Origin of the sequence: Haloplanus vescus (assembly GCF_900107665.1) — an archaeon.
Classification (GTDB): Archaea; Halobacteriota; Halobacteria; order Halobacteriales; family Haloferacaceae; genus Haloplanus; species Haloplanus vescus.
In genome coordinates this window covers 206415-221604 of the sequence record NZ_FNQT01000002.1, presented here as the reverse complement: position 1 = coordinate 221604, position 15190 = coordinate 206415, and the positions used below count along the sequence as shown (strand labels likewise).

Here is a 15190-nt window from a genome sequence, read left to right as displayed (position 1 = left end):
TTATGAACCGCGAGAAAAGCCGATAGTTACGTCGTACGGATTACGAGTGGGTTGGGCAGATTCGAGCCTCAGTCACTCCGTTCCCTGCGTCGAATCCACGTCGCCGTGTCGCCGATACAGACTGCTCGCTCCGCTCGCAGTTGCGGTGTCGACAGAAATGGGTTGGGGCAGATTCGAACTGCCGACCTGCTCCGTGTGAAGGAGCCGTCATAACCGGACTAGACCACCAACCCGCCAGTATGTCGGTACTGGCGAGGTGAACTTAAGGGTTGTCTTACTCTGCCGCGTCGTCGCCGCGGTAGCGGCGAATCCGCTCCCGGGCGTTGGCGATGGCCGTCTGGGCCTCGCCCTCCGCACGCTCTTCGAGTTCCTTCAGGTCCGACTGAAGTTTGTCCAGCCGTGACGGCTCCGGTTCCTCCTCGCGACCGGTAATGTCGCGAAAGCGCTCCTCCAGCGGTTCGAGTTCCTCCAGTGCGCCTTCCTTCGCGTGTTCACCGGCTCGGCTGAGGTAGTAGCGTGCGTCTTCGAAGTGCTTGTTCATATATGACCAAACGCAGAGGACAGATATAGCCTTTGTGGCGCTATCGCCGTCGACAGAGACGGAATCCGGCGATAAGAAGCGCCACGAGGGCCGCGAGCGGTGCGAATCCGGGCCCGGATGCAGCGGTCGAGGAGGGTGACGGCGACGGTGTGGCAGTCGGCGTGGACGTGGGCGTCGGCGACGCCGTGGGTGTCACCGTCGCCGTCGCAGTCGGGGTAGTGACCCGAACCGGCGCGGAGACGGTGACCCCGTCGACGGTGTAGGGGTCGAGGCGACGGTCGGGCGTCCCGACGACAGCGACGGCGGTGAGCGTGGTCGGCGCGCCGTCGACCGGGACCGTGATACGCTCGTGCGCCCCCGGCGCGAGATACGACGAGGTGCCGACGACGGTGTCGCCGTCGTGGAGTTCGACGTAGCCGCCGTCGGGGAGCGTCGCGTCGACGACGACGGCGTCCGCGGCGGCCGACCGGACGGTCAGCGTCGCGCGTTTCTCGGCGACGACCTCGAACTCTTGGTAGTCGGTCTCACTGTCGGTCTGGACGCGGAGCGTGTACGTGCCGGGTGTCACGTCCGCCGGGATGGGCAGGCGGGCCGTCCAGACGCCGTCGAAGCCCCACGAGTCGACCGTGGCGAAGCCGATGCGGTCCGCGTCGGGCCCGTCGGTCACGGTCACGTCGATGGCGGTCCGGTCGTCGCGGCGGTTGGTTGCCCCGCGGACGAGCAGCGTCGACCCTGCTTCGACGGTGTGGACGCCGGTGAGTTCCGAGCGGTTCTCGGGCACCACGTCGACAATACTGACGTCCCGAACCGGGTCGGACGGGCCACTGTCGACGGCCGCGGGCGACGCCGAAGCGACGCCGAGCGAGAGTGCGAGGCACGCGACGAGGAGGAATGCGAATCCGAGATGTCGAGACATACGACTCAGTACGAGGGCCGGTCCTCGGGGACGCCGTCGCGCTGGTTGACGAGGCGAGCGAAGGTAAAGAGGGCGTCAGAGAGGCGATTGAGGTAGGCTATCGCCTCGGCGTTGACGGGGTCGGTGCCGGCGAGGTCGACCGCTCGGCGTTCGGCCCGCCGGACGACGGTCCGGGCGTGATGAAGCGCGGACCCGGCATCGCTCCCGCCGGGCAGGACGAACGACTGGAGTGGTTCGAGTTCGTCGTCCGCGTCGTCGATCCAGTCTTCGAGTTCCTCGGTGTGGGCCTCGGTGACGACCGGGTCGTCCTCGTCGGGGTCGGGGTTGGCGAAGTCGGCCTGCACGACGTGGAGGTGGTTCTGAATCCGTTCGAGACGTGCGTCGATGTCGTCGTAGCCCGTGGGTCGAACGGTCCCGATGATGGCGTTCGCCTCGTCGACGGTGCCGTAGGCTTCGATGCGGGGGCTGGTCTTCGAGACGCGGGACATGTCCCGAAGGTCGGTCATCCCCTCGTCGCCGCGGCCAGTGTAAATCTTCATGCGAGCGTCCGGTCGACGTACTCCAAGATGTTCGCGCTCTCGGCCATCGTGACGCCGCGCTCATCGTCGACGACGACCGGGACACCTCGCTGGCCGCTGACGCGTTTCACCTCGTTTCGCGTCGAGTGTAGCCCCTCAACCCACACCGTCTCGTAGTCGACGCCGTGGTCTTGGAGCGCGTCGTGGGCCTTCTCGCAGTACGGACAGCCGTCGAGGGCATAGAGTGTGAGCGCCATACCCCGTGTTCGGGTGCAGCGGGCAAGTAACTTGGCCCGCCGAGCGAGCGTACCAGTCGCGTCCTTGCCGCCGAGACGCGCTCAGAGAGGAGACCAGAATTCGTATCGCGATATTCGGTTTATCGCTTGTTTCGGGAACCAGTATCTTCAATGTGACCGACTCCCGAGGATGCAGTATGAGCCTAGAGATGGAACACGACTGTCCGGAGTGCTCGAACGACACCTTCTGGCGGACGGCGAGTACGTCACTCCACCTCGGTGAGAAGAAGAAGTGGGCGTGTACCGAGTGCGACTACGGCATGATTCAAATCGACGGTATCGACAGCTCGAAACACACCGGTTTCTGAGGCCCTATTCGATCTGCGCTCGGTAGTCCTCGGGCGAGAGCAACGCGTCGAAGTCGGGGTCACTCGGTTCGAGTTCGAGTAGCCAGCCGTCGCCGTAGGGGTCCTGATTGAGCAGTTCCGGCGTGTCGAACACGTCCTCGTTGACGGCCGTGACGGTGCCCGAGACGGGCGAAACGAGGTCGGAGACGGCCTTGATGCTCTCGACGACGCCGAACTCCTCGCCCCGTTCGAGTTCGTCGCCCTCGGCGGGGAGTTCGACGAACACGACATCGCCCAGTTCGTCCTGTGCGAAGTCGGTGATGCCGATTCTGACGCTGTCGGCGTCGGTGGTCGTCCACTCGTGCGATTCCAGATACCGTCGGTCGTCGGGTACGTCGAAGCTCATGTGTCGATAAAGGGTGGTGTCACTACGGTCGCCTGTTTCGGTTCGCCCCGGACGACGACCCGCACGCGAGTGCCCGAGGGCGCCGCTTCGGAGAGATAGCCGAGTCCGATTGGCTCGCCCAGCGTCGGACTCATCGTGCCGCTGGTGAGGTGGCCGAGGTGGTCGCCATCGCTGTCGACGACCTCGTATCCCTCGCGTGGTACGCCGCGTTGCTGGAGTTTGACGCCGCGGAATCGCTCCTCGACCCCCTCGCGGTCGGCGCGTTCGAGGGCGTCCCGACCCACGAACTCCGTCCCGAGGTCGACCGTCCACGCGACGCCCGCCTCGTAGGGCGTTCGGGGCTCGGTTTCGGGGTCGAAGTCCTGCCCGGAGAGCAGAAAGCCCATCTCCAGACGGAGCGTGTCGCGAGCGCCCAGCCCGCAGGGCTGGCAGTCGAACGCCGACCACACCGTCTCCACGTCGGCCCACGGAACCAGGAACTCGAACCCGTCCTCGCCGGTGTAGCCCGTTCGCGCCACGTAACACCGAACGCCGGCGACGTCGAGGAATTCGGCCTCGAATCGGTCGATGTCCGTCGCTCGTCCCTCGGTCGCGTCGTCGGCGAGTTGGGGTGCGTCGGGGCCCTGAAGCGCCAGCATTCCCCACTCCTCGGTGGCGTCGTGGACCGTCGCGTCGAATCCCTGCTCGTCGCGGTACTCGGTCCACCGGGTGTACATCTCCACGTCGTGCCCGGCGTTGGGGACGAAGAGGTACTGCGGTCCGTCCTCGTCGTCGGGGAGTCGGAACACCATCGTGTCGTCGAGGATGACCCCGTCCGAATCGGTGATGCAGGCGTACTGCGTGTCGCCGACGTCGAGTTCCTGTACGTCGTTCGTGACTAAGCGATTCATCAACACCGTCGCGTCGGGGCCGGACACTCGAATCTCGCTCATGTGCGAGACGTCGAAGATACCCGCCGATTCGCGGACGGCGGTGTGTTCGGTCCGAATCGAGTCGAATTCGACGGGCATCTCCCATCCTCCGAACTCGGTAAACGACGCGCCATGCTCGGCGTGAACGTCGCGCAACGGTGGCTTCCGTAGGCCCATGCCCGTGACTGCGTGCCTCGTGACCTAATTGTTTGGCCCGTCGCTGGCCAGGTAATTATACGATAAATCGCATGTCGCGATATGAAATCCAGCGGTGTCCGAATCTGGGCAAGTCTTCGACGGCGTCTACCGAAGAGTGGTCGGCGACCTGGCTCCGATTCAGTGCCGAACGCGCACCGGGTCGCCGGCAACCATCGCGACGGCGCCGGTAACGGGGTTGTGGAACATGAGCGCCCCTGACTCACAGCGCGTCGACGGAAAGACAGGAGCCTCGGGGATGTCGTAGTCGGAGGGCTCGCAAGTCGTCGCGGCGATGGTCCACGTCCGCGCCAGCATCCGCGATTCTTCACTCATGAGCGGGCGGAGATGGCTTGACGGGCGATAGTGAGTGGTCGTGGCATACGAGGTGATGTGACTATAATAGATTACCTAATAAAATTTTATAGAAAGAATGAAACCTTTAGAAGTTACTCTGAGGATGCAGTTCGTACACCACGTGGCAACGATGCCGCCAGAGCGAAGTGCGGAGCGGGCGTAGCCACTCGAATGACCGAACGTGTCGGCCCGGTTACGCTCGACGTGACCGAGTTGGACCGGATGGCCACCTTCTACGAGGACGTAGTCGGACTCCGGACCCTCGACCGAACCGAGGGGAGAGCCGTCCTCGGCGTCGACGACGCGCTACTCATCCTCCGCGAGACGCCCGACCGCTCCGCTCGCGGCCCGGCGGAGGCGGGACTCTTTCACACCGCGTTCCGAGTTCCGTCGCGGGCGGCGCTCGGCGACGCCCTCGCCCGAATCGAATCTCAGTGGCAACTCACCGGCGCCTCCGACCACGGCGTGAGCGAGGCGCTCTACCTGCAGGACCCCGAGGACAACGGAGTCGAGGTGTATCGCGACCGACCGCGCGAGGACTGGCCGGACGCCGACGGACGAGTCGACATGTTCACGCGACGGCTCGCGCTCGCTCCGCTCCGTGACGGCGCCAGCGGCGAAGCGCGGTGTCCGTCGGGGACGGCCGTCGGCCACGTCCATCTCGAAGTCTCGTCGCTCGACGACAGCGTGGCGTTCTACGGCGACGGTCTCGGACTCGATATCAGGCAGTCGATGGACGGCGCGCTCTTTCTCGCGTTCGACGGCTATCACCACCACGTCGGCCTCAACACGTGGAACGAACGCTCCCGGCCGGCCGCGGGGCGCGGACTCGCACGGATACAACTCCGCGTGGACGACCCTGCTGACGTGCGCCGTCGCCTCGACCCGTCGCGACTCACCGAACGCGACGACGGCTTCGACGCCGTCGACCCTGATGGCATCACAGTTCAGATACGCCGCGCGTAGCGGTCAGTCGCCGATCAGTGTCGCGGGCGGCGTCCGAATCCCCTCGGCGTCGAACTGCCGGAGGGCGCGCCGCGTCACGTCGGACTCGAACGCGAACTGCGCGTCGAGGTCGTTGACGTAGGCCTTTGCACGAATCGTGCGGTAGCGGGGGTTGGCCTCGACGAAGACGGTCACCGGTCGCTCGGGTGCGAGGTGGCGGGAGGTGTACACCGCGTCCTCGACGATGGTACGTGCACGCTCCGCGTCGGCGTCGTTGGCGACGAACAGTTCGGTCACGACGAGCATCTCCGGCGACCCGGCGTTGGCGTTCGCGACGGATTCGGTGAGAGCGAGGTAGTTCGGCACGGCCACCAGGTTGTCGTCGGGCGTCTGCAAGCGGGTGGCGCGGACGCCGACGTCGACGACTTCGCCGTAGTAGTCGCCGAGTTCGATTCGGTCGCCCACCTGATACGGCGTCTCGAAGACGACCACCAATCCGCCGACGACGTTCCCGAGGAGGTCTTTCAGTCCCAGGCCGAGCGCCGCCCCGAGGACGCCCGAGAACGCGAGCGCCTGCGTCTGCGAGAGCTGGAAGAGCGGTCCGAGCACCGAGTAGGCGGCGACGCCGTAAATCAGGAACTTCGTCAGTGGAATCGCCAGCTGGATGGCGGCGCCCTGCTCGACGAACCGGTCAGCGAGGGCGACGAGCACCAAGCGTGCCGCCCGCGCCACCAACACGGCGCCGACGAGGATGGCGACGGCACCGACGAGAGTCGTCGCGTCGATACGGAGGCCGGCGAGAAGCGGCGCACTCACCACAGCCATCGCCTCCGTTCGAGCGATGAGAGTGCGCTCGGCAGACTTCCGGGGTGGAGTCGAACCGGGTCGGCGTCGACGACGAACCCATGGCTGGCGAGCCAACCGAGCGTCCGGTCGAGCGAGACGCCCGTCGTCGCGGCGGCCAACTCGGTGCGCGAGACTGACTCCTTCGAGACGAGGATGCCGAGGACGCGCGCCGCGTCGTCGTCGACATCGAATCCCCGGTCGACCGGGAGCGCGATGTCGTCGGGCGTGATCGACTCGCGGCCGGCGACGCTCGCCTCCCACGCGGCGGCGACGACGCCCGGATTCCCGCCGGTGAGGCGAGCGAGTCGCTGAAAGACGAGCGTCTCGGGACTCGGTGACTCACCCCCGCGGAGCCAGCTGGTCACGTAGTCCACGTCGACGGTCGGCAGCTGGAGCGTCACCTCCCGATTGGGAATCGGCGGTCGGTATTCGACGGACGTGAACGGCGATGCGTCGCCGTCGGTGGCGTACTCGAACGCCGGCCACGCGTCGGTCGTCGACCGGAGCACCTCGGCGACGCCGTCGGCCGAGAGCGACGCGAGCGAGAAGACGTGTCCGAAGGCGTTGCCGACGTTACGGACCGCGTCGAGGTAGTTCCAACTGTACCGATTCCACGAGGTGACGGTGCGACCCGACGCGGACGCGAGTCGGTCGAGGAAGTCGTCCAGCGGGTCGAACCCCCCGACGTGGTGGGCGTAGCCGTGGTGACAGTCGTCGAGAATCGTGGGGCCGTCGAGCGGCGACGGCCCAACGGGTGCGTCGGGACCGGCGCGGATTCTGGTCGCCCCGTCGAGCGTGTCCGCGGCTCTGTCGAGAGTTGCCTCCCGACCGGCGAAGGGTGGGCCGACGATTGCGACCGTCGCGTCGGGGACTGCCAACGCCTCGTCCAGACTGTCGGCTCCTTGCTCGGAATCCAGAGACGGAATCGGCGACGACGCCATCGTCTACCCTGCGGCGCGCACAGGCATGAAGGTGATGCCGGCAGGGGAGCAGCGACGACCGGCGAGTGCCGCACCAGCGGTGCCGAGAATCGGGACGTATATCCCCGCGAACGGGGTAGAGGGGAGTATGGACCTGTTCGGACGACTCGCGGACGAGGACGAGGACGCTCCGCCGCGAGTCGCGCTCTTCGTCGACGGCCCGAACCTCCTCCGCGAGGAGTTCGACGTCGACCTGGACGACGTTCGCGAGGCGGCGTCGGCGGCCGGACATCCGGCGACGACGCGACTGTACGTCGACGAGCACGCGACCCCGGAACTGATTCGCGCCGCCGAGGCACGGGGCTTCGAGGTGGTCGTCACCAGCGGCGACGTGGACGTGAAGCTCGCGGTGGACCTGACGCGGTTCGCCGTCGAGGGGCAGGCGGATATCATCGCCGTCGCCTCGCGAGACACGGACTTCAAGCCCGCCATCGAGACGGCCAACGCCTGCGGGGTTCGCACGCTCGCCATCGCACCCGGCTCTCACGGCCGCTCAGACGCCCTCCGCAACGCCGCCGCTGAGAGCGTCACGCTGGACGAGTAACGCCATTTTTTGCGGCGGGCGTCCCGACGACCCACCATGAGCGAACCGGACCTCGACACGCCAGTCCTCGACGACCACCTCCACCTGGACCCAGACGCGGGGCGCGGCCTCGACGCTGTCCGCGACTTCCGCCGTCTCGGCGGGACGCATCTCCTCGTCGTCAACAAACCCTCGTGGCATCTCGGCGTCGAGGTCGACGAGGCCGACGACTTCCGGCGCGTCTTCGACCGTACGCTCGAAGTCGTCGCCGAGGCGGACGACCTGTTGCCCGGGCGGGCGTGGCCCGTCCTCGGCGTCCACCCCGGACTGATTTCGCGTCTGGTCGACGAACGGGAGATGGTGCCGACCGACGCGCGCGACCTGATGCAGGCGGGCCTCGGCGTCGCGGCCGAGTACGTCCGCGACGGGCGCGCACTCGCACTCAAGACGGGGCGTCCCCACTACGAAGTCACCGACGCCGTGTGGGACGCCTCGAACGCCGTGTTGCGCCACGGGCTGTCGCTGGGTGCAGAGGCCGACTGCGCGGTCCAACTCCACACCGAGGAGAGCGAGGACCTCACCGAAATTGCCGACTGGGCCGCGGAGCGCGGCCTGCCGGCTCACCGCGTCGTGAAACACTACGCGGGGCCGACGCTCGCGGGGCCGACGCCGAGCGTGATGTGTCGCAAGGAGTGGCTGGAGTCGGTCGCCGAGGGGGACGAGCCGTTCCTGATGGAGACGGATTTCGTGGACGACCCGGACCGGCCGGGGGCGGTGATGGGGCCGAAGACGGTGCCGCGGCGCGTCCGCTGGCTGCTGGAGGAGGGGTACGACGACGCCGTCCGGCGTGCGCACGTGGAAACGCCCGCACGCGTGTACGGAATCGACACCGAAGCGACGCTCACGGCCTGAATCGGTGCGTTCGCGGGCGCATAGGAAAGGTCTTTGAGTCCACGAACGTTCGAACGAGGTATGACCGACGCGGAGGACACGTTCTACACGAAAGACCGCTGGCAGAACTGGATCGAGCGGGTGGCGGAGGAGGAGCTCGACCCCGAGAACGAGGATTCGGCTCGACTCTTGCTCAACCTGCAAGACGACGCCGCCATCGCGGTCGCCAAAATCATCAGCGCCTACGAGGACGACCGCTTGAGCGAGGACGAGGCCGTCGACGAACTCGCCGGCGTACGCGACATCGTCCTCGACGACGTGGACCTGGAAAACGAGGAGAAGCGAATGCTCGTCGACGGCGTCCAGACCAGTCTCGTCTGTGTCTTCTACGCCGCCGAGGAGTACATCGCGGCCGGCCCGACCGACGACGGCACCATCGAGGAGTACGTCCACGCCGCGGCCGACGCCGAAGCCAACGAAGACTTAGACGCCGCACTCGGCTACCTCGTGCAGGCCGGGACGCGCATCATCGACGGCGACGAGCTCGACATCGCGCTCGTCGAGGACCTGGAGTACGGCCTCGTCTCGGAGTGGGTCAACGGGCTCGACAGCCTCCAGAGCGCGATGAGCGATCCCGAAGTCGTCGAAGAAGACGAAGACTGAGATTCGGGCGGCAGCCTTTTGCATGCGCCTCCTGAAAATCGTGCGATGAGTTTCCGGGGCGACCGCCGAGGTGTCACCGTCCAGGTCGGAGCGGTGTTGCTGCTCGGCATTCTCGTGCTCTTGCTGGCGACGTATCAGACGACTGTCGTCCCACAGCAAAACGAGCGCGTCGAATTCCAACACAGCCAAGCGGTCCAAGAGGACGTGCTCAACCTCCGCGGGGCGATTCTCGAGACGGCCGAGCGACCCGGATTCAGGACTGTCTCCATTCAGATGGGGACCCAGTATCCCGAGCGCGCCCTGTTCGTGAATCCCCCGCCCCCGTCGGGGACGATACAGACCAGCGACGCCGGGCAGGTGGGACTCGAGAACGTGAACGCGACGAACGCGGAGACGCGAGACTACCTGTACGGCGCCCAGAACTACACGACCAAACACGTCAGCTACAGGGCCTCGTACAGCGTCTATCAGAACGCGCCGCGGACGGCGGTCCAGAGCGGCGTCGTCGTCAACGACTTCGAGCGCGGGCGAAGCGTCGCCCTGAGCGAGCAACCGCTCGTGCGCGGGAACGAAATCACCCTCGTCGCCGTCGAGGGCAACCTCTCGCAGTCGCAGGTGCAAGTGCTCGACGTGGAACCGCGCTCGCTCAGCACGAGTCGCACGTCGACGACGGTTCGCAGCACCGGCGACGGACTCAACGTGACGGTGCCGACCACCCTCTCCGAGGACGCGTGGCGGTCGCTGCTGGACGACGAACTCGACCCCGCCGCGGACCCGAACAACGACCGGTACGTGACGAGCGTCACCCGGACGGGCGACGCGGTGCGCATCCAACTCGAAGCCAACCGGACCTACCGCCTGCGGACGGCGCTCGTCGGTGTCGGCAGGGGCGGCGAACCGCCACAGCCAGCCTACATTACGAACGTCACCGAACGGAACACGTCGCTGGCGCGGGGGACGCCACTCGTGGCCGAGGTGCGTGACCCCTACAACAACCCCGTCGACCCGACGACGTACCCCGACGACGTGACCGTGAACGTCACCGAGGGGCGGGATTTGGTCGCGCAAGACCGAACGACCGTCGGCGAGGACGGCCGCGCACAGGTCACCTACACCGGTGGTGAGGGGCAAGTGACGCTCAAAGTCGAGCGACTGAGCGGGCCGGAATCCGAGGTGTCGTTCAACGTGACCGAGCGATCAGCGGAGGGTAGTGACGGCGGTGATGGCGGCACGGGGACAACGTCACAGATTCGGCTCAGAGTGGACGACCTGACCGAGCTACAAGGAAATAAGCCGAAGTTCGTCGTGTCGTACGACACACAAAACGTCAACAGCTCATTCGAGCGAATCGAGATAGATTTCCAGCGGACCGACGGTACCCAAGACCAAGTTCGACAGAGCCAGAATCAGCGCGGCAGCTTCGTATTCGAACCGGGATATGGCCGAAACGACGACTACAGCATCACAGCCAGACTGTACTACAGTGACGGCCAAGGTGAGTACGTCAGAGACGCACGGACGCTCATCGACACGGCCGACGCACAGAACCCGTCGCGAAACGACGACCTGAGCGAGAGCGATAGCCCGGTGCTCGATACGGGGAGCGAGATCAGTGACCAGACGAACGCGCAAAGCAACAAGGTTAGCTACCGTTTCGACTACACCGTCACCACGAACAACAACTTCCAGAAGGTGACACTCGGGGTTCTCAACCTCAACCAAAACGGAGCGACCGAGACCAGAGACATCGCCAGCGCGGACGAACCAAACGCATTCGTGCCGGACCAGGGCAATATGAACGGCGCCGACACCGAGTACCGAACCGTCATCCTCGTCTACGACTCGGAGGGCGTCGTGGTCGACATATTCGAGTGGCGAGACACCGCCGATGGACAGGGAAGTGACAGCCCACCCTGACGACCGCGGTCAGTCCGAAGTCGTCGGCGAAATCCTCGCCGTCGCGATGGTCGTCATCGTCGTGACCACCGCAGGCGCGTACCTCCTCAGCGACGCCGCCTCGCCGGACGAGGAGACACTCGCCGAGATACGCCTCGACGTGGACGAGGAGCGCGTCGCACTCACCCATCTCGGTGGCGAGAGCGTGGCGACCACCGATATCGACCTCGTGGTGTACATCAACGGGACACAGGAAGGTATCACGTGGGCGAGCGGCACCGTCGACGGCGACGGCGATGCTCGATTCGACCCCGGCGAGCGATGGGTCTACAACCGGACCGTTGCCAGCGACGCGACGGTACGGGTCACTCTCGCCGACACGGAGACGGGGACGCTCCTCCTCGACCGGACGGCGTCGCCGAGCGACCGCCGATGACGCCGCAATTTACAGGTTCCTCGGGGCCGTCGCGTCGATCATGACCCTCGGCAGTCGCGCCCTCGGCTGGGTCGGCAGCGCGCTCCTGATCGCGAGTGCGGTGGCGACGCTGTGGGGTGTCGCGCTGGTGGGCTGGCTGATCTGGGTCGGCCCGACCGCCACTCGCGTCATGGCCGCGCTCGTCGCTTTCGGAGCGGCCATCGGCGCGGGGCTGACGGGCGCGGTGTTTCGCAAGCGCGCCGCGGGGACGCTCCTGCCGAGCGACGTCGATCTCTCAGTGGGGTTTCGGGGTGGGCAGGGTGGGTTGTGAGCAGCGAGACCATCGGAACGGAGTGACGATGGTCTCGTGGCGGAGCGGTGAGCGAAGTGAACCGCGGAGCAGGGGAGACGCAGTGAGACGGTCTCGTGGCGGAGCGGTGAGCGAAGCGAACCGCGGAGCAGGGGAGACGGTCTCGTGCTCCGCGGCTCACTCCGTTCGCCGCTCCGCCGAGGGCTCGGTCGCTTCGCCCCCTCGCCCTCGCTTCCGACGAACACTAATTCGACGTTCGACGTACCTATCATCGACAAACCCATATAGCGTCTCCCGCAACCCGAGGGTATGACCGCCGTCGGCATCGACGCACTCGAAATCTGGACGGGGAAGCTCAAGCTCGATTTGGCCGAGACGTTCGCCCCGGCCAAGGACGACGCCCCGGAGAAGTACACGAAGGGGTTGGGGCTCGAAGCCTCGTCGTTCCCGGACACGTACGAAGACATCGTCACAATGGGAGCGAACGCGGCGAAGCGGCTGATGGACCGCAAGGGCCTCTCGCCCGACGACATCGGCCGCATCGACGTCGCAACCGAGAGCGCCTTCGACAACTCCAAGCCGGTCTCGACGTACATCGCCGGCTGTCTGGAAGACGTCTACGACGGCGACTTCCACCACGCGAACAAGGGCGAACGCAAGTTCGCCTGCGTCGCCGGCACCCAGAGCATCGACGACGCGTACAACTGGATCAAGGCGGGGCGGAACCGCGGCCGCGCAGCGCTCGTCATCGCCACCGACACGGCGCTCTACGCCCGCGGTGACCCCGGCGAGGCGACACAAGGCGCTGGTGCCGTCGCGATGCTCGTGACCGAGAACCCGAGTCTGGTCGAACTCTCGACCGATCAGGGGTACGGTAGCGCCGACGAGACGGACTTCCTCAAGCCCAACCAGCAGTTCCCGAGCGTCGATGGCAAGCGCTCGGTGCAGGTGTATCTCGCGCGGATGCGCGAGGCGCTCGAAGATTACGAGTCCGTCGCCGGACGCACCCACCCCGACGACTTCGAGTATATCCCCTTCCACACGCCGTTCCCGGGGATGGTCCGAAAGGCCGCACTGCTCGGGTTCCGCCACATGACCCGTGGGACGGAAATCGAGGACGGCCTTGCCGACGAAATCGGCCGCCAGCCCCGCGAGGACGAGTACGAGGACTGGGACGCCTACGAGGACGCCATCCGCGACTACATGGACGCGCTGAAAGAGACCGAGACGTACGACGAGTGGTACGGGCAGGCCATCGACCCGACGCTCAGCCTCTCGCGACGGGTGGGTAACTGGTACACCGGTTCCGTGCACGTCGCCCGAATGAGCGCGCTCAAGACCGCGGCCGAGACGGGGCGAGCGCTCGCCGGCGATCGACTTCTCGTCGGTTCGTACGGCTCCGGCGCACAGGCCGAGATTCACTCCGAAACCGTCGCCGACGGCTGGCGCGAGGAGGTCGACGCGCTCAACATCGACGAACAGCTCGCGCGGCGCTACGACCTCTCCTTCGAGGAGTACGGGCGCGTCCACGACGCCCACAATCACGAGAAAGAGCGGGAGCTAGAGGAGTTCACGGTGCCGAGCGGCGAGTTCGTCTTCACCGGCTGGGGCCGGATGAACGAGCGAAAGTACGAGTACGTCGACTAGGGTAGGTCGCGGAGTTTCGCGAGCGCCGCGTCCAAGTCACAGGTCGACACCGCGAGCGCGAAGCCGTCGATTTTCGCGAGCGCCGTCGCGTGTTCCCAGAGGTCCTCTTCCTCCAGTCCGTGCAGGATGACGGCGTTCGGCGTCGGATTCACGACGCGGAGCGCGACCAGCGGCGATTCGCCACGCGTCACGTCGGTGAAGACCAGCGCGCGGTTCGTGCTCTGCCCGTAGAGGCGGTAGAACTCCTCGCTCGGGAGGCGCGTGATGGCCTCGATGCTGTTGATGACGGTGTGGCCGCTGACGTGGTCGCGCTCACCGGGGACGACCTCCGTCGCCTCCATTATCTCGTAGAACCGCTCCAACGGAATCGAGGTCGGATACTCTCTGAGGTCGTGGACGATGTCGCTCTCGAAGCCAGCGGAGATGACGCGGGCGTACTGGCGGATGCGCCCGCCGCCGCGCGACTCGTCGATGTCGAGAAGCGCCCGGACGATGCGGCTGACGACGCCAATGCCGGGACTCTCGCGACGCCCGCTCTCGTAGTCGGAGATGACCGAGGAGGAAACGTCGAGTCGCTCGGCGAGTTCGGTCTGTGAGATGTCGAAGTCCGTGCGCCACTTCCGGAGCGTCGCGCCCGGATTCGAACTGAGGGTGATTTCACCGGCGATGCGTCGGGCGAGGTCGTCGCGGGGTTCGTCGCTCATCGGCCACCCCACCGACCCTGGGACCACAGCATACAGGATGAGGGGGGCGGTGAGCGCAAAAGACTACCGACTCGGGGGGTCGGGGAATCGCTTTAGCCCCCCGCGTTCAGAGTGGGGGCGTGAGCCGAACCATCGACGACGCGCAGGCCGACCGCCTCGGGGAGCGACTCGCGGCAGCGTACCGCCGAGGCAACCCGCTCGACCCGTCCGACCTCTCGGCGAACGAACTCACCGTCGCGGACGGCTACGCGGTCCAGCGGGCTGCCCTCGACCGCCGCGAGGACGAAGCGGGCCCGACCGTCGGCTACAAGGTCGGCTTCACCTCGCGGGCCATCCAGTCTGAACTCGGTGTCGACGCTCCCGCCTACGGGCGCGTCCTCGCCGACACCGTCCAGTCGGAGGGCCGGGTCGACGCGTCGGGACTCGTCGACCCGAAGGTCGAACCCGAACTCGCCGTCCGACTCGAAGCACCGCTCGACCCGCCGGTGACGCCAATCGACGCCCTCGACGCGGTCGGAGCGGTCGTGCCGGTCATCGAAATCGTCGACTCGCGGGTGCGCGACTGGCAGATGACCGCCGGAAGCGCCGTCGCGGACAACGCCCTCGCGGCGCGAGTCGTCCACGGCGACCGAATCGCCGACCCCACGGATTTGGACCTCGCGCTCGAAGGCGTCGAAGTCAGGCGAAACGGCGAGCGCGTGGCCACGGGCGTCGGCGCGGACGTGTTGGGGTCGCCCACGCGGGTGGTGGCGTGGCTGGCGGAGACGCTCGCGGACCACGGGCGGCGACTGGGGGCGGGCGACCTCGTGTCGACCGGGTCGCTCACCGAACTCGTCGCCTTCGAACCGGGCGATACGATTTCGGCGCGGTTCGCGTCGCTGGGGGGCGTCACCGTCGCGCGCCCCCCGGCGAACGATTCAAGCCACTGACGGTCGAACGACAC

Annotated in this window: 20 protein-coding genes and 1 tRNA gene; 10 read left to right on the top strand and 11 right to left on the bottom strand. The window is 66.6% G+C overall.

Translation table 11 applies throughout. The features are described from left to right. Positions 1-158 precede the first annotated feature (158 nt). The 5 genes from BLU18_RS08835 to BLU18_RS08815 all read right to left on the bottom strand — a co-directional run bounded on the left by BLU18_RS08835 (position 159) and on the right by BLU18_RS08815 (position 2232). Positions 159-233 (bottom strand) — tRNA-Val (locus BLU18_RS08835). A gap of 41 nt (positions 234-274) precedes the next feature. Then, the gene (locus BLU18_RS08830; RefSeq protein WP_092634112.1) at positions 275-541 is read right to left on the bottom strand and encodes a DUF7553 family protein; all 267 of its coding nucleotides are present in this window, start codon (positions 539-541) and stop codon (positions 275-277) included. A 40-nt stretch (positions 542-581) separates the two neighbouring features. Next, positions 582-1457 carry a DUF7282 domain-containing protein gene (locus BLU18_RS08825; RefSeq protein WP_092634110.1) on the bottom strand — a complete coding sequence of 292 codons (876 nt, stop codon included), beginning with the start codon at positions 1455-1457 and terminating at the stop codon, positions 582-584. A 5-nt stretch (positions 1458-1462) separates the two neighbouring features. Continuing rightward, a complete protein-coding gene (locus tag BLU18_RS08820; RefSeq protein ID WP_092634108.1) occupies positions 1463-1996 on the bottom strand; it encodes a cob(I)yrinic acid a,c-diamide adenosyltransferase in 534 nt (177 codons plus the stop codon). Then, the gene (locus tag BLU18_RS08815) at positions 1993-2232 is read right to left on the bottom strand and encodes a glutaredoxin family protein (protein WP_092634106.1); all 240 of its coding nucleotides are present in this window, start codon (positions 2230-2232) and stop codon (positions 1993-1995) included. The genes BLU18_RS08820 and BLU18_RS08815 overlap by 4 nt, the downstream gene beginning before the upstream one ends. A gap of 176 nt (positions 2233-2408) precedes the next feature. Here BLU18_RS08815 and BLU18_RS14865 point away from each other — a divergent pair, with 176 nt between their 5' ends. Then, positions 2409-2579 (top strand): DUF7838 family putative zinc beta-ribbon protein, encoded by a 171-nt coding sequence (locus BLU18_RS14865; RefSeq protein WP_176791216.1) that lies wholly within the window; start codon positions 2409-2411, stop codon positions 2577-2579. Positions 2580-2583: 4 nt separating this feature from the next. On the opposite strand, the gene gcvH is transcribed toward BLU18_RS14865, so the two are convergent. From gcvH to BLU18_RS08800, 3 genes are all read right to left on the bottom strand, one after another. Beyond that, positions 2584-2964, bottom strand: a complete 381-nt coding sequence (gene gcvH / locus BLU18_RS08810) for a glycine cleavage system protein GcvH (protein ID WP_092634104.1) — start codon at positions 2962-2964, stop codon at positions 2584-2586. Further along, the gene (gene gcvT / locus BLU18_RS08805; RefSeq protein WP_092634102.1) at positions 2961-4052 is read right to left on the bottom strand and encodes a glycine cleavage system aminomethyltransferase GcvT; all 1092 of its coding nucleotides are present in this window, start codon (positions 4050-4052) and stop codon (positions 2961-2963) included. The genes gcvH and gcvT overlap by 4 nt, the downstream gene beginning before the upstream one ends. A 159-nt stretch (positions 4053-4211) precedes the next feature. After that, on the bottom strand, positions 4212-4406 hold the full coding sequence (locus tag BLU18_RS08800; RefSeq protein ID WP_092634100.1) for a hypothetical protein: 195 nt from the start codon (positions 4404-4406) through the stop codon (positions 4212-4214). Between the two features lie 192 nt (positions 4407-4598). On the opposite strand from BLU18_RS08800, the gene BLU18_RS08795 reads away from it, so the two are divergent. Then, entirely contained in the window at positions 4599-5393 is a 795-nt protein-coding gene (locus tag BLU18_RS08795) for a VOC family protein (RefSeq protein ID WP_092634098.1), read from the top strand. Between the two features lie 3 nt (positions 5394-5396). Here BLU18_RS08795 and BLU18_RS08790 read toward each other — a convergent pair whose 3' ends face one another. After that, on the bottom strand, positions 5397-6197 hold the full coding sequence (locus BLU18_RS08790; protein WP_092634096.1) for a mechanosensitive ion channel family protein: 801 nt from the start codon (positions 6195-6197) through the stop codon (positions 5397-5399). Beyond that, positions 6185-7159: a hypothetical protein gene (locus BLU18_RS08785; RefSeq protein WP_092634094.1), complete on the bottom strand. Its 975-nt coding sequence runs from the start codon at positions 7157-7159 to the stop codon at positions 6185-6187. Before BLU18_RS08785 ends, BLU18_RS08790 begins: the two co-directional genes overlap by 13 nt. 127 nt (positions 7160-7286) lie before the next feature. Here BLU18_RS08785 and BLU18_RS08780 point away from each other — a divergent pair, with 127 nt between their 5' ends. The 7 genes from BLU18_RS08780 (at position 7287) to hmgB (ending at position 13543) form a co-directional block, all read left to right on the top strand. After that, positions 7287-7742, top strand: coding sequence for an NYN domain-containing protein (locus tag BLU18_RS08780; protein WP_092634092.1), 456 nt, complete (start codon positions 7287-7289; stop codon positions 7740-7742). A 36-nt stretch (positions 7743-7778) separates the two neighbouring features. Beyond that, positions 7779-8633 (top strand): TatD family hydrolase, encoded by an 855-nt coding sequence (locus BLU18_RS08775; RefSeq protein WP_092634090.1) that lies wholly within the window; start codon positions 7779-7781, stop codon positions 8631-8633. Between the two features lie 60 nt (positions 8634-8693). Then, positions 8694-9275 carry a DUF2150 family protein gene (locus BLU18_RS08770; RefSeq protein WP_092634088.1) on the top strand — a complete coding sequence of 194 codons (582 nt, stop codon included), beginning with the start codon at positions 8694-8696 and terminating at the stop codon, positions 9273-9275. A 45-nt stretch (positions 9276-9320) separates the two neighbouring features. Continuing rightward, a complete protein-coding gene (locus BLU18_RS08765; RefSeq protein WP_092634086.1) occupies positions 9321-11192 on the top strand; it encodes a hypothetical protein in 1872 nt (623 codons plus the stop codon). After that, positions 11164-11607, top strand: coding sequence for a type IV pilin N-terminal domain-containing protein (locus BLU18_RS08760; RefSeq protein WP_092634084.1), 444 nt, complete (start codon positions 11164-11166; stop codon positions 11605-11607). The genes BLU18_RS08765 and BLU18_RS08760 overlap by 29 nt, the downstream gene beginning before the upstream one ends. Before the next feature lie 40 nt (positions 11608-11647). Continuing rightward, positions 11648-11917, top strand: coding sequence for a hypothetical protein (locus BLU18_RS08755; protein ID WP_092634081.1), 270 nt, complete (start codon positions 11648-11650; stop codon positions 11915-11917). A 288-nt stretch (positions 11918-12205) separates the two neighbouring features. Continuing rightward, the gene (gene hmgB, locus BLU18_RS08750) at positions 12206-13543 is read left to right on the top strand and encodes a hydroxymethylglutaryl-CoA synthase (protein ID WP_092634079.1); all 1338 of its coding nucleotides are present in this window, start codon (positions 12206-12208) and stop codon (positions 13541-13543) included. Here hmgB and BLU18_RS08745 read toward each other — a convergent pair. After that, positions 13540-14247: a helix-turn-helix domain-containing protein gene (locus tag BLU18_RS08745; RefSeq protein WP_092634077.1), complete on the bottom strand. Its 708-nt coding sequence runs from the start codon at positions 14245-14247 to the stop codon at positions 13540-13542. The genes hmgB and BLU18_RS08745 overlap by 4 nt on opposite strands. Before the next feature lie 119 nt (positions 14248-14366). Here BLU18_RS08745 and BLU18_RS08740 point away from each other — a divergent pair, with 119 nt between their 5' ends. Beyond that, positions 14367-15176, top strand: coding sequence for a 2-keto-4-pentenoate hydratase (locus BLU18_RS08740; protein ID WP_218124082.1), 810 nt, complete (start codon positions 14367-14369; stop codon positions 15174-15176). Positions 15177-15190: the final 14 nt, after the last annotated feature.

Bases quoted from the DNA above. Each gene is read 5' to 3' on its own strand.
- BLU18_RS08830 (WP_092634112.1), bottom strand. From the start codon at position 541: ATGAACAAGCACTTCGAAGACGCACGCTACTACCTCAGCCGAGCCGGT.
- BLU18_RS08825 (WP_092634110.1), bottom strand. From the start codon at position 1,457: ATGTCTCGACATCTCGGATTCGCATTCCTCCTCGTCGCGTGCCTCGCA.
- BLU18_RS08820 (WP_092634108.1), bottom strand. From the start codon at position 1,996: ATGAAGATTTACACTGGCCGCGGCGACGAGGGGATGACCGACCTTCGG.
- BLU18_RS08815 (WP_092634106.1), bottom strand. From the start codon at position 2,232: ATGGCGCTCACACTCTATGCCCTCGACGGCTGTCCGTACTGCGAGAAG.
- BLU18_RS14865 (WP_176791216.1), top strand. From the start codon at position 2,409: ATGAGCCTAGAGATGGAACACGACTGTCCGGAGTGCTCGAACGACACC.
- gcvH (WP_092634104.1), bottom strand. From the start codon at position 2,964: ATGAGCTTCGACGTACCCGACGACCGACGGTATCTGGAATCGCACGAG.
- gcvT (WP_092634102.1), bottom strand. From the start codon at position 4,052: ATGGGCCTACGGAAGCCACCGTTGCGCGACGTTCACGCCGAGCATGGC.
- BLU18_RS08800 (WP_092634100.1), bottom strand. From the start codon at position 4,406: ATGAGTGAAGAATCGCGGATGCTGGCGCGGACGTGGACCATCGCCGCG.
- BLU18_RS08795 (WP_092634098.1), top strand. From the start codon at position 4,599: ATGACCGAACGTGTCGGCCCGGTTACGCTCGACGTGACCGAGTTGGAC.
- BLU18_RS08790 (WP_092634096.1), bottom strand. From the start codon at position 6,197: ATGGCTGTGGTGAGTGCGCCGCTTCTCGCCGGCCTCCGTATCGACGCG.
- BLU18_RS08785 (WP_092634094.1), bottom strand. From the start codon at position 7,159: ATGGCGTCGTCGCCGATTCCGTCTCTGGATTCCGAGCAAGGAGCCGAC.
- BLU18_RS08780 (WP_092634092.1), top strand. From the start codon at position 7,287: ATGGACCTGTTCGGACGACTCGCGGACGAGGACGAGGACGCTCCGCCG.
- BLU18_RS08775 (WP_092634090.1), top strand. From the start codon at position 7,779: ATGAGCGAACCGGACCTCGACACGCCAGTCCTCGACGACCACCTCCAC.
- BLU18_RS08770 (WP_092634088.1), top strand. From the start codon at position 8,694: ATGACCGACGCGGAGGACACGTTCTACACGAAAGACCGCTGGCAGAAC.
- BLU18_RS08765 (WP_092634086.1), top strand. From the start codon at position 9,321: ATGAGTTTCCGGGGCGACCGCCGAGGTGTCACCGTCCAGGTCGGAGCG.
- BLU18_RS08760 (WP_092634084.1), top strand. From the start codon at position 11,164: ATGGACAGGGAAGTGACAGCCCACCCTGACGACCGCGGTCAGTCCGAA.
- BLU18_RS08755 (WP_092634081.1), top strand. From the start codon at position 11,648: ATGACCCTCGGCAGTCGCGCCCTCGGCTGGGTCGGCAGCGCGCTCCTG.
- hmgB (WP_092634079.1), top strand. From the start codon at position 12,206: ATGACCGCCGTCGGCATCGACGCACTCGAAATCTGGACGGGGAAGCTC.
- BLU18_RS08745 (WP_092634077.1), bottom strand. From the start codon at position 14,247: ATGAGCGACGAACCCCGCGACGACCTCGCCCGACGCATCGCCGGTGAA.